Origin of the sequence: Flavobacterium sp. CHNK8 (assembly GCF_019774515.1) — a bacterium.
Taxonomy (GTDB): Bacteria; Bacteroidota; Bacteroidia; order Flavobacteriales; family Flavobacteriaceae; genus Flavobacterium; species Flavobacterium tiangeerense.
The window spans coordinates 2,933,999-2,946,577 of the sequence record NZ_CP081492.1; the positions used below are offsets into that span (position 1 = coordinate 2,933,999).

Sequence of the window (12,579 nt, forward strand, 5' to 3'; positions counted from 1 at the left end):
AAAAGGCATCGGTTTTTTTATTAAATTTGGGCGTGTTCGCCGCGGCGAGCGGGCTATGCGCTATATCTTTTGTTTCGCTATCGCTTCACAAAAGGATGCCGCTTCTATCCCTCACGCAAAAAAAACTTGTAATGAATTACTCAAACAAAATACATTCTGATGGTTTTGAGATTATTGACAATGTTTATTCAGATTTTGAAATAGACGAAATAATTTCATTTATTGACCAAAAAACATCCCAGCAACCTTCTGATTCAACCTTTAGAAAATCTAAAGAATTATTTGCAATTCGACAATTTCATAAAGAAATTCCCCAAGTACTTTCCCACATCTTCAATAAAAACTTGATTAACATAATACACTCAACTTTTGGGAAAGATTATTTTATAACAAAATCTATATACTTTGATAAACCAGAAAAATCAAATTGGTTTGTAGCTTATCATCAAGATCTAACTATTTCTGTTGACAAAAAAATTGAAGTTGATAATTTCGAAAATTGGACTTTAAAACAAAATCAATATGCGGTTCAACCTCCTAAAGATATTCTAGAAAAAAATTTCACCATTAGAATTCATTTAGACAAAACAACCAAAGAAAATGGAGCACTAAAAGTTCTAAACAAATCACATAAAAATGGCATCGTAAGAGTTGAAAATATAGAATTTAAAAACGAAACAGAAAAGATCTGTGAAGTTGAAAAAGGCGGAATAATGATCATGAGACCTTTACTTTTTCACGCATCAAATAAAACAACTAATAACGAAAGACGCAGAGTAATTCATATTGAATTCAGTAATAAAGAATTACCAAACGAACTAGAATGGAGTGAGAAAACAAATTTGAATCTGAATTAAACTACTAACTTCTATCCAAATTACTAAACTCCTCAAATAACTAAATACCAAATTATTATTTCTGTATAGAATTAAATATACCAAATCTGCAAAAAATACTCGGGAATAAAATCCATTTTTTATCTTTACTCTCAAAACCAAATGTAAATGAAATCACAAAATAGCATTACTAGAAACTCTATAATCGCTGGTTTTTTTATTTGCTCCATTTTTCCAATATTAATCTTTACGAAAACATTATTTATTGAAATCTTAATAGCAGTAGGTGACTTTGGATTATTCGGAAATCAACTTTTTTGGGGAATTCTATTCCCCCTATTTATTATTTTTATTTTTTGGAATTCAGCCAAAAAAATAAGTTTATCAGTAAGACAAGCATCTTACTTTCAAACTTGTTCTCAATTTTCATTTCAAGTAAGTGCAAAACTTATAATAACTTTGTTCGCAACATATATAATAGGACTATTTATTAATGGCACATCTGTTGTGTTAGGGTCACAGATTTATTCTCAAATTATATTTTCAATACTAATGATTCTATTTTTATCATTCCTATTAATGATTTTGACGTTTATTAGTAGTTTAATAATTGTAAAACGGAGTCAAAATTCTCAAAAACAAACAATTTAAAAAAATGAAAATACTACTCCTCGGCTCAGGCGAATTAGGTAAAGAATTTGTAATCTCTGCACAACGCATCGGGCAAACTGTAATTGCAGTAGACAGTTATGAAAATGCACCTGCTATGCAAGTAGCGCACGGTTTTGAAGTCATTAATATGCTTGACGGCGAGGCATTAGACCGCATCGTTGCTAAACACCAACCCGATTTTATTGTTCCCGAAATAGAAGCCATTCGTACCGAACGTTTTTATGATTACGAAAAACAAGGTATAACCGTAGTGCCATCAGCAAAAGCAGCCAACTTTACGATGAACCGTAAAGCCATTCGTGATTTGGCCGCCAAAGAACTTGGCCTAAAAACGGCCAACTATCTTTACGCCACCACTGCCGAAGAATTGACAAAAGCAGTAGCCGAAGTTGGAATGCCATGCGTGGTAAAACCATTGATGTCTTCGTCTGGAAAAGGGCAATCCACTATCAAAACGGAATCTGATATCGAAAAAGCTTGGCAATACGCCGTTGAAGGTTCACGTGGCGATGTGGTAGAAGTAATTGTAGAAGCATTTGTCAAATTCAATTCGGAAATCACATTATTAACGGTGGTACAAAATAATAACCCAACACTTTTCTGTGCGCCAATTGGTCACCGTCAAGAACGTGGTGATTATCAAGAAAGCTGGCAACCTGCCCTGATATCCGACAAAGACTTATACGAAGCCCAAGATATGGCTGAGAAAGTTACCGAAGCTTTGGGAGGCGCAGGACTTTTTGGAGTCGAATTTTTCTTGGCTGATGATGGTGTTTATTTCTCAGAATTATCGCCAAGACCACATGATACAGGAATGGTAACTTTGGCGGGAACGCAAAACTTTAACGAATTCGAATTGCATTTACGTGCTATTTTAAGCTTGCCTATTTTTGAAATTACACTAGAAAAAGTGGGTGCTAGTGCCGTTATTTTAGCGTCAGAAAACTCTGAAAATCCAAGTTTTACAGGAATAGAAAAAATTGCTGCTTTACCCAAAACTGATTTTAGAATCTTTGGCAAACCCACTTCAAGACCTTACCGACGTATGGGTGTGGCTTTGGTAAATGATAGTCTTGAAACACCAATTGACATTGTTGTAGAAAAAGCCAAGAATGCGGCAAGCTTTATTACTGTTCACCCATAAGTACATGCATTAAAACGTCAGACAAAAAATCTAAATATTTGCCAGTATGAAATTTAAAAATACCCTACTCTTGCTATCTAGTTGCGCGCTCATTATAAACAGTACATTATTAATCCTTGAAGTGACTTTTGTACAGCCTAATTATTTGTATTTCATTAATACTGTTTGTAGTTTGTGTATTATTTATGTGGTACTAACAAAGAAAAAACAAAACATTTCCACCAAAAACTAATTTTTGGTGGTTCTAAATTGGCTAGGCGTTAATCCCGTTTGTTTCTTAAACAATCGGGTAAAATACGAGTAATCTTCATATCCTAAACGTAATGCTATTTCGTTTACAGTGAAATCTTTGTCAAACAACATGCGTTTGGCTTCGAGTAAAACTCTGTCCGTGATAACCTCCGTGGTGGTTTTTTGGAGTCTTTCGTTGCAAATTCTATTTAAATGTTTCAGCGTTATGTGAAGCTGGGCTGCATAAAAAGAGGCCGCTTTCTCTGTTTTGTAATGCTTTTCTAATTCGGTTTCAAAAGCTTTAATTTTCACATTGTAGGCATGTGCTTGATACAAATTCGATTTTTCATACTTACGTGCAATTTCGATATGAATGCAGTCCAAAAGATTCAAAATATAATCCTTTTGCCAAGGCTGAGTAGACTGTGATTCCTCGATAAGTCTTTCAAAATACGGCACAATGGCAAGACTTTCGTCAGTTTGTAAAACAAGCTCGGGTTTATTATCCACAGCAGAATAAAAAGGGTAGTTGGCAATATCTTTTTGTCCAAAGTAAAGATTGTAAAATTCCTGTGAGTAAAAAACAACATATCCTTCAACATCTTCGGATAAATGCCAATGGTGAATTTGTCCAGGTTGCATAAAAAACATACTTCCGGGCTGAATGTCAAAAACATCAAAATCAATCTCATGCGTCCCCGAGCCTTGTGTAAAAAATACTAAAACATAGGAATTATGGCGGTGCGGTTCCTCTACGAAACTGTGCGTAATTAAATGATTTTTAAAAGTATTGATGTACAAACTACTATTGACTGCATTGCAATTAAACCGCTGAATATTGTAAATGGGATACTTAGCCATGATATCTAAATGTCTTTATTGTCCTAGAAGTAGCGAAGATAGAAAATACTATTCATGGGAATTAGAAATACCTTTGATAAAAATAAATATCATGTCAAACGCTATCGCGCATATCCTAAATAATGATTGTCCACAGTGTCAAAAAGGAAAGGTTTTTAATGAAAAAAGTCTCTTTTTTACTTTTGGTTTCCCAAAAATGAACGAATACTGTTCGCACTGCCATTACAAGTTCGAGAAAGAACCTGGCTATTTTTTTGGAGCTATGTATGTCAATTATGGCCTAACAGTGGCGCAAAGTATAGCCACTTATGGAATTGCTCAGTTTTTCTTTCAGGAAAGATTTGATTTGAGAATCATACCTATTATTGCCTTTGTGATAATCGCCTTAGCTTCGTTCAATATTCGTTTGTCGCGACTGTTGTGGATTTACATGTTCAAAAACTATTCAATGTAAAAAACAGGTATCTTTGTTTTTTTTTATAACTTTATTACCATGAAAAAAATACTTTGTATAGCACTTTTAATTATTGCTACTCTAGCCAGTGCTCAGGATAAAAAAGAAAACCAAGAATCTAAAATTGTGGAAGCTTCTTGTGGTCAATGCCAATTTGCAATGACGGGTCACGGATGCGATTTGGCCGTTCGCATAGACGGAAAATCTTATTTTGTAGACGGCAGCTCCATCGATTCTCACGGCGATGCACATGCCAAAGATGGATTTTGTGCTGCTGTAAGGAAAGCCAAAGTTACAGGTTACATAGTTAACCAGCGTTTTGTGGCAACATCATTTGAATTATTGCCTGAGAAAAAGAAAACAGAACAAAAATAATAGCGTTAATTCATCAAAATATTACCCAATACAGTGCACTAACTCCATAAAAAGAAAGCTTATTTCTATCCAAAGTAGAGACTATTCACTTTAAAGCCAAAACTATTTTATTCGGTAGCGGCCAATTTGTGAACATTACAAATTTTACAAATTCTGGAGTATCAATATAAATGACAATATAGTCGAAAATTCTCTACCCTTTACTTTTGAAGATTACCCTGTTATAATCGAAAAAACATATTAAAAAACACATCGTTACCAATTTTGGTATATCTTCTGAGTTTTTTAGCAAAATGAAATCATAGTTCCAAAAGCCATCGTTGTGTCACAAGACAGTAATTACTTGTAAAATAGAGTAGCTGTAAAGTATTCAAAAGTTTCAAGAGATCTACCAATTTGCAAAGGAAACTCCAATTCCAATAGTAGTTTGCTTGACATTATAATCAATCAAAGTCTCTCCGTAACCTTGAAAAATCTGAGCATGACCTCTCAAATGGCCATGAATTGGGAATACATAATTAAGTTGAATATTTCCTTTTTCAAAAGTACTAAACGAATGATTGATCAGCGTATAAAATTCGTGCTTACCAAATTGTGCCGCTATTTCTAACTCTGCATCTCCAACATATTTGGTAATATTTGGATTTTCGTCTTCCGTATCAGGCAAGCGATACCAAGGTCTAAAATTTACATTCCAGTTTTTATATTCATATCCAATGTTTAAAACAATTCTATTCCAACTTCTTGACGTAGGAATGTCTTTCCCATTAGATTGATGGTTCAAAATAACCCCAAAAGTTCTGATTTTTCCTTTAAAAAGAGTAATATCTGCAGGGAAGTTTAAAATTATTTCGGGTTCATAGTTGAGTTCTCTAAAGGCTCTAGATAATTTTTTATTGTAAATCTGCCAATGCGCTATTTGAGTATACCCTACCCATAAATCACCAAACCCATTGAACACTCCTTCCATCACTTTAGTTTTAAAACTAATTTGAAATTTAGACTCGATATTATTAAAAATATTTTTGTCGGTAGTGTTAAATTCGCCACTTTCATTAAAAGGTGCTTCATTCTTTTTACTAGACCAACGCGCTGCAGCTATATAAGTAGGACGATAAGAGACAAACCTAAAAGTTCCTTGTTTGTCTATACTATCTAATTCCCATGCTTGCGACAAGCTTTTCCTAATAATCACTTTATCGAAATCTATTTGAGCAAATGATGAAGTGGTTATCATCATCATTGCTAGTACCACTTTGTATAATTGACTCATGCTATTTTTTTGACTAATTTTAAAAGCGCAAAGATATTTGTTTGTAAATGCTCATGGTTATACAAATTCAATTGATATTTGCATAATTACAACGTTTACAGAGGCTACCAAAGTTTGTTTTGGTAGCTTCTCAATCTATATTAAGTGCTCTCATATTTATCTGCCTAAATTTGTATAATAAAAATCACTAAATTTATATACTGTAGGAAATACAGTTTTACACAAAGCAAGCACTAGATAACATTCAGATCACTGATGGTTACAAGCTAATTTTGGTTTTAGATTCAAAAGTTGGTACAATCCTTATAGAATTCAATTTGGAGCACTTCGTAATTTAAACGATGACGTTAAAATGTTTTGGTAATGATTTGCTGTTAGAGAGAAGTTCATATGCATGAGATAAAGACTCTAATGTTGTTCCATTTTGGTATTTTGTAAAACACGTTTTCAACAAAACTCCCGAATTTAAAGATGTTTTATAACTACGTTCAAAAAATAATATATTACTGATGGAAAAGGCTTTAGAGAATGATATTTTAGGTACTATTGGTTCCCAAAAATATTTATGCACAATTACTTGGAGGAACGGCCAACTTATAATGGATGAGCCCGAAAGCATAGGAGGAAAAGATTTAGGACCAGATCCTTACAGTGCGCTTCTTGCCGCCCTAGCATCGTGTACACTTTCTACTTTAAGAATGTACATCGACCGAAAAGGATGGGACATTCCTGAAATCAATATTGCGTTAAATTTTAATCAGGAAGATGGTCCAACACCTACTACATTTATTTCAAGGGCGATTTATTTCCCTCAAACAATTGAAGATGACGTCAAGCATCGATTATTGAACATTGCCGAAAAATGCCCCGTTTCTAAAATACTAAAAAACAACATTTTAATCAACACCACAATATAATTATGGACTCAATGGACATCACAAAAGAATATACTAATGGTGAACTGACTGTAGTATGGCAGGCTGGCAAATGCATTCATTCTGGTAATTGTGTTCGCAATAATCCCGATGTTTTTCAACCAAAGGAAAAACCTTGGATAAAAATTGATGCTTCGTCCTCTGAAAAAATAAGAGAAACGGTAGACAAATGTCCATCGGGTGCTTTGACTTATTTTTAAAATACTCCTTAGAAATAAAATCAAAAAAGGCTGAATTCAACACAACTGAATCCAACCTTTTATCACTACAAATAATTAACCAAAATTATTTCTTTTTTAAATTGATGTTTTCAAAAGTGGAAACATCAATTACTTCCTCTGTATCAATATCAAATGAAATTTGGATCGTATCGCCAATCATGGTTACTGGCAACTGACTCGAAATTTGCGATGAGCCTACAAAAATATTAGGATAATCTTTTACTTTAAAATAATAATAGCTGTTGCCGTTTTTTACATCATTCTGAATTCTAGTAACGACGGTCTTCAACATTTTTTTATTTGACACATTGCCCGGATTAATCTTATTATCTGACATGTTGTACGCATTCTTAAATGAGGTTAATGCTTCACGCATCGTATTTCCAACACCTACAATGGTATAATCCGAAATAGCGACCATAGCAAACATTTTAACTAATCCGCCTTTATCTTTCAAAGTCATCACATACGTTGGAATGTTATTAATGTTGTAAGGAATAGGCAAAGATGCCTCATATCCTTTTTCCTGAACTTTTCCTTGGGCAGAACTCTGGGCAGCAAATTCAGTTGCACCTCCTTGTTTGTAAAAAGTAGTTTCTTTTGTTCTGGTATCAACCAATACAAAACCCACAGCGGATTCGTCCTTTCCTACTGATGTCAAACCCGTATACCAATATGACTTGTTGTCGTTACCGTAAACCAATGTCAAACCTTCGGTAATTTGAAGTTTGTTCGCATTCGAAAAATTCCAATATCCATGCACGTATTCGCCCCAATCATTCAATTGATCTTCGATAAATGATAAAGGCTGAATTCTGTCCACCCATTTTGGTGTTTTACCAATTGAGTATTCTACAATAGCTCCAGTTTGTGCATTAACAACAGCTACACCAATAGCTTCTTTACCTGAGAAACCTATTTTTTTAGCATATTTAGTTACAATCCAAAACGGATTTCCAGCATCGTCAATTTCAAAACTAAAATCAGTCAAACCTACTGTGGCATTTCCGTTAAAATAGATATGCCTGTGAATATTACTTTGAAAAAAAGCTCCTTGCTGGTACTTAATTTTAATTGCTTTACCCGCTACGTTTTGTACCAATTTTACATCACGCTCATTGGTTGCTGAAACCATAACATATCCTGCTGTTCCTTCTTGATTGTTGAACCATTTAAAAAAACCAGAGTGTAATAAAGGCGCAACCCAATACAAACTATTGTTTACTTTTTGAATACAAAAATCTCCTAATTCTACTTGGCTACCCAAAGCCGGTTGCGAACCTAAGATTTTCTCACCGAGCAGATGTGCCAATTCTTCATCAACAACACGAATTTTGTCAATTGCAATTGGAGCAATGTGATTGGTTATTTTGTCTCCATTTTTAACTTCTCCAAGCAACTTTTGGTACGAGTCAGAGCGAAACATTTTCAAACTAGTTACAAAGGGCAAAATCGTACAATACCCCAAAACTACAAGAACTATATATACTAAAAAACGACTGGGTTTCGAGACCACTTTTAACTGATTATTAGAACCTGAAACAGCAAATCCCGTCGAAAACAGCAAGGCCAAAACGGCTAGAATCAACAAAATAAAAGCAAAACCAGTAAAGCCGTAATTGAGAACAGGTAAATTGCTATAAAACAATAAAAAACCTAAAATAAATAAAAAAATAAAAGTAAATGTCTTTTTCATTTTGAAAAGTTATTTGTGTACCAGATTAGTCTTCGTACATCAAAAAGCGTTACAGTACTATTCCGAAAAAAAGGAAACTATTGTCGCTTGTAAAAAAATAGTATTTTTGCAGCGAGATAGATTCGTAAATTCTATCCATATTTTTTTAAATTTTAAAAGAAACACATGAAAGCATACGTATTTCCCGGTCAAGGCGCACAGTTTACAGGTATGGGTAAAGATTTATACGAGAGTAATCCACTTGCAAAAGAATTATTTGAAAAAGCGAACGAAATTTTAGGATTTCGCATCACCGATATCATGTTTGAAGGAACTGCCGAAGAATTAAAAGAAACCAAAGTAACACAACCAGCTGTTTTTTTACACTCTGTAATATTGGCTAAAACTCTAGAAAATTTTACTCCAGAAATGGTAGCGGGTCATTCTCTTGGCGAATTCTCTGCACTTGTTGCTAATGGAGCTTTGTCTTTTGAAGACGGTTTAAGACTAGTTTCTCAAAGAGCTTTGGCCATGCAAAAAGCTTGCGAAATTACTCCTTCAACTATGGCCGCTGTTTTAAACTTAGACGACAAAATTGTTGAAGACATTTGTGCTTCTATCGATGGAGTTGTGGTTGCTGCTAATTATAACTGTCCGGGACAATTGGTGATTTCTGGTGAATACAAAGCTGTTGAATTAGCGTGCGAAAAAATGAAAGAAGCGGGTGCCAAAAGAGCTTTGATATTACCAGTAGGTGGTGCTTTTCACTCCCCAATGATGGAGCCAGCTCGTGAAGAACTTGCAGCAGCTATTGAGGCTACGACTTTTTCAACACCAATATGTCCAGTGTATCAAAACGTAACTGCAAGTGCCGTTTCGGACCCGAACGAAATCAAGAAAAATTTAATCATACAATTGACTGCTCCTGTAAAATGGACTCAGTCTGTACAGCAAATGATTGCTGATGGGGCAACCTTATTTACCGAAGTTGGTCCTGGAAAAGTACTTGCTGGATTAATTGGAAAAATCAATAAAGAAGCAGTTACAGCCAACGCCTAAGCTCGTTTTCAAACTAATAAAAATTCCTCATAGACCTGTGTTTATGAGGATTTTTTTATATCTTTAAAAGTACAAACACATAAATAAATTGAATATGAAAAAAGTAATTTTAGGAATAGCATTTTTAGCACTAGTAACAGTATCTTGTAAAGAAGAAACGAAAGCTAAATTAGACGAGGCAAAAGAAGCCGTAGGTACTGAATTAGAAGCGAAAATAGATACTGCCACTGTAAAAATGGACAAGGCTGTAGATACCTTACAATCAAAAACTGGAAAAGCACTTGAAAAAGGTGCAGCAAAATTAGATGAAGCAGCTGCTAAAATGAAAGAAGCAGCAAAAAAATAAATCAATAAAAAAGGCAGTCTACATAGACTGCCTTTTTTCAATTATGCTCTTGTCCCGTCCTAAAATAGCGATACACAAAAAGTATCCTTATGGAAAATCCTCAAGAATCACGCTACTTAAAGCGTACCCAAAAAGACTACACGATGTCTTTTAAATTACAGATTGTACAAGACATAGAGCAGGGAAAGATGTCTATTTCGCAAGTCAAAAAAGTTTACGGTATTCAGTCACGCTCGACAATTGTGCAATGGCTCCGGAAATTTGGTAACTTTGATTGGGATAATCAAACACCATCAAATATGCCAAAATCACCTGAACAAAAAATAATGGAACTTGAAGCACAAGTCATGTTGTTAGAAAAGCAGAAAGCATTGCTAGAGAGAGAAGCTTATGTATCGGATAAGAAAGCTATCATCTTTGATATGATGATTGATATTGCAGAAAAAGAATATCAAATTGACATCAGAAAAAACTCATCACCCGAACAATCGACCAATTCAAACAAGAGCAACAAGAAACAGTAATGTTTACCTGTACTTTGTTCGGGATAGACAGACAGGTTTATTATCGAAAAATAAAAAGAAGAGAAGCAAGACAATCCAATGCTTCTAAGATAGTTGCTATGGTTATAACAATCAGGCATACGATGCCCAGGATTGGAGCAAAAAAACTCTATTTTCTTTTAAATAACGAATTAAAGCAACTAAAAGTCGCAAGAGATAAATTTATCAGTATCCTAAGAGCTAATCATTTATTGATTGTTCCAAAGCGTTCGTATCATATTACAACCAACTCGCATCATCGCTTTAGAAAACATCAAAATCAGATTCTGGAACTAGAAATAAAACGTCCGGAACAAGTTTGGGTTTCAGACATAACCTATATTGGAAAAAGAGAAAATCCGTGTTACTTAAGTTTGGTAACTGATGCTTATTCTAAAAAAATAATGGGGTTTAATGTAGCTGATAATATGAATACAGAAAGTAGCTTAATAGCATTGGAAAACGCAATAAAACTAAGAAAGGACAAGAATTTATCATTAATACATCATTCCGACAGAGGAGTGCAATATTGTGCAAATGATTATCAAAAACTACTCAAGAAAAGCCTTATAAAGTGTAGCATGACACAAAACTCAGATCCTTATGAAAATGCAGTAGCAGAAAGAATAAATGGTATTTTAAAACAAGAATTTGATATTGATAAATTCAACAAAGACCTTCCAATTATGAAGTTGTTGGTTAAAGATGCTATTGAAATCTATAATCAAAAAAGACCTCATTACTCCAATTATATGCTAACACCAAATCAAATGCATCAGCAAAGTAAAATTAAGATGAGAACCTATAAAAGAAAAAACACTTGCAAGAACGATCCAGCAAGTGTTTAATTAATTATTTTTGTTTAATAATCTGTATCGATTATTTAGGACTAGTCATCTTACTTTCTGTTCCCATTTCCAGGCACTTGCCATGGCCTCTTCAAGTGTTGATTGCGCTTTCCAACCTAAAACCTCATTAGCTTTTTCAGTACTTGCGTAAGCTGATGTGATGTCTCCTTCACGTCGACCTACAATTTTATAAGGCAACTGCTTCCCACTTACTTTCTCGAAAGTTTCAATTACTTCCAGAACCGAACTTCCCGTACCGGTACCTAAATTGAATGTCTCTACTTTGGTTTCATTTTTTTTATTCAATAAGCGCTGCAATGCAATCACATGGGCTTTCGCCAAATCAACTACGTGAATATAATCGCGAATGGCAGTGCCATCGGGCGTAGGATAATCGTTTCCGTAAACTGATAATTCTGCACGCAATCCCATTCCTGTTTGCGTAATAAAAGGCACTAAGTTTTGCGGTACTCCCAATGGCAATTCTCCAATTTCAGCTGAAGGATGGGACCCAATTGGATTAAAATAACGCAATAAAATAGCGTTGATATTGGTTACTTTGGCTGTATCAGTAATAATCTCTTCCCCTATTTGTTTGGTATTTCCATATGGAGACATCGCTGTTTGAATAGACGCGCTCTCAGTAATCGGCATCGTTTCGGCTTGACCGTAAACCGTGCAAGAGGAACTAAAAATAAAATTGGCTTCTGGTTTTTGTTGTAATTCCTGCAACAGATAAATCAAAGCACTGATGTTGTTTTCATAATACAACAACGGATTCTCAACACTTTCACCCACCGCTTTTGAGGCCGCAAAATGTATTACTCCTGCAATATCCTGATGTCTTTTAAAAAAATCTTGAACTTTATCTTTCTCTCTTAAATCAATTTTTTCAAATGCAGGCTTTACTCCTGTAATGTTTTGAATTCCATCTAATACATCCAAAGAAGTGTTAGATAAATTATCAACAACCACTACTTCAAAACCTTCATTTTGTAATTCAACAACGGTATGTGATCCTATAAATCCTAAACCTCCTGTTACTAGTATTTTCATGTGTTATTAATTTTTATAAAAAATATCTTACTGGCTCGTTTTGTTTCATAA

General features: G+C 34.3%; 15 protein-coding genes. 11 read left to right on the forward strand and 4 right to left on the reverse strand.

From position 1 onward, the window contains the following. The first annotated feature begins 131 nt into the window (after positions 1-131). The 3 genes from K5V07_RS12735 (at position 132) to purT (ending at position 2,652) form a co-directional block, all read left to right on the forward strand. Positions 132-857, forward strand: coding sequence for a phytanoyl-CoA dioxygenase family protein (locus K5V07_RS12735; RefSeq protein WP_221917764.1), 726 nt, complete (start codon positions 132-134; stop codon positions 855-857). 147 nt (positions 858-1,004) lie between these two features. Next, a complete protein-coding gene (locus K5V07_RS12740) occupies positions 1,005-1,487 on the forward strand; it encodes a hypothetical protein (RefSeq protein ID WP_144889413.1) in 483 nt (160 codons plus the stop codon). Positions 1,488-1,491: 4 nt separating this feature from the next. Next, on the forward strand, positions 1,492-2,652 hold the full coding sequence (gene purT, locus K5V07_RS12745; RefSeq protein WP_221917765.1) for a formate-dependent phosphoribosylglycinamide formyltransferase: 1,161 nt from the start codon (positions 1,492-1,494) through the stop codon (positions 2,650-2,652). A 228-nt stretch (positions 2,653-2,880) separates the two neighbouring features. Here the strand turns inward: purT and K5V07_RS12750 are convergent, their stop codons facing one another. Beyond that, positions 2,881-3,744, reverse strand: coding sequence for an AraC family transcriptional regulator (locus K5V07_RS12750; RefSeq protein ID WP_221917766.1), 864 nt, complete (start codon positions 3,742-3,744; stop codon positions 2,881-2,883). A 91-nt stretch (positions 3,745-3,835) separates the two neighbouring features. On the opposite strand from K5V07_RS12750, the gene K5V07_RS12755 reads away from it, so the two are divergent. Both K5V07_RS12755 and K5V07_RS12760 read left to right on the forward strand, forming a co-directional pair. Further along, complete coding sequence (locus K5V07_RS12755) at positions 3,836-4,198, forward strand: DUF983 domain-containing protein (RefSeq protein WP_221917767.1); 363 nt, start codon at positions 3,836-3,838, stop codon at positions 4,196-4,198. Between the two features lie 39 nt (positions 4,199-4,237). Further along, on the forward strand, positions 4,238-4,573 hold the full coding sequence (locus tag K5V07_RS12760; protein ID WP_221917768.1) for a DUF6370 family protein: 336 nt from the start codon (positions 4,238-4,240) through the stop codon (positions 4,571-4,573). Between the two features lie 388 nt (positions 4,574-4,961). Here K5V07_RS12760 and K5V07_RS12765 read toward each other — a convergent pair whose 3' ends face one another. After that, positions 4,962-5,846, reverse strand: a complete 885-nt coding sequence (locus tag K5V07_RS12765) for a phospholipase A (RefSeq protein ID WP_221917769.1) — start codon at positions 5,844-5,846, stop codon at positions 4,962-4,964. Between the two features lie 509 nt (positions 5,847-6,355). Here K5V07_RS12765 and K5V07_RS12770 point away from each other — a divergent pair. Further along, positions 6,356-6,763 carry an OsmC family protein gene (locus tag K5V07_RS12770; RefSeq protein ID WP_221917770.1) on the forward strand — a complete coding sequence of 136 codons (408 nt, stop codon included), beginning with the start codon at positions 6,356-6,358 and terminating at the stop codon, positions 6,761-6,763. A 2-nt stretch (positions 6,764-6,765) separates the two neighbouring features. After that, the gene (locus K5V07_RS12775; RefSeq protein ID WP_221917771.1) at positions 6,766-6,981 is read left to right on the forward strand and encodes a (4Fe-4S)-binding protein; all 216 of its coding nucleotides are present in this window, start codon (positions 6,766-6,768) and stop codon (positions 6,979-6,981) included. An 85-nt stretch (positions 6,982-7,066) separates the two neighbouring features. Here K5V07_RS12775 and K5V07_RS12780 read toward each other — a convergent pair whose 3' ends face one another. Beyond that, positions 7,067-8,698: a hypothetical protein gene (locus K5V07_RS12780; RefSeq protein ID WP_221917772.1), complete on the reverse strand. Its 1,632-nt coding sequence runs from the start codon at positions 8,696-8,698 to the stop codon at positions 7,067-7,069. Positions 8,699-8,863: 165 nt separating this feature from the next. Here K5V07_RS12780 and fabD point away from each other — a divergent pair, with 165 nt between their 5' ends. From fabD to K5V07_RS12800, 4 genes are all read left to right on the forward strand, one after another. Further along, positions 8,864-9,736 (forward strand): ACP S-malonyltransferase, encoded by an 873-nt coding sequence (gene fabD / locus K5V07_RS12785; protein WP_221917773.1) that lies wholly within the window; start codon positions 8,864-8,866, stop codon positions 9,734-9,736. Positions 9,737-9,830: 94 nt separating this feature from the next. Further along, positions 9,831-10,082, forward strand: coding sequence for a hypothetical protein (locus K5V07_RS12790; protein ID WP_221917774.1), 252 nt, complete (start codon positions 9,831-9,833; stop codon positions 10,080-10,082). Between the two features lie 89 nt (positions 10,083-10,171). Continuing rightward, positions 10,172-10,606: a helix-turn-helix domain-containing protein gene (locus K5V07_RS12795; protein ID WP_221917775.1), complete on the forward strand. Its 435-nt coding sequence runs from the start codon at positions 10,172-10,174 to the stop codon at positions 10,604-10,606. Beyond that, positions 10,606-11,472, forward strand: a complete 867-nt coding sequence (locus tag K5V07_RS12800; RefSeq protein ID WP_221917776.1) for an IS3 family transposase — start codon at positions 10,606-10,608, stop codon at positions 11,470-11,472. Before K5V07_RS12795 ends, K5V07_RS12800 begins: the two co-directional genes overlap by 1 nt. A 45-nt stretch (positions 11,473-11,517) precedes the next feature. Here K5V07_RS12800 and galE read toward each other — a convergent pair whose 3' ends face one another. Then, on the reverse strand, positions 11,518-12,528 hold the full coding sequence (gene galE / locus K5V07_RS12805) for a UDP-glucose 4-epimerase GalE (RefSeq protein ID WP_221917777.1): 1,011 nt from the start codon (positions 12,526-12,528) through the stop codon (positions 11,518-11,520). Positions 12,529-12,579: the final 51 nt, after the last annotated feature.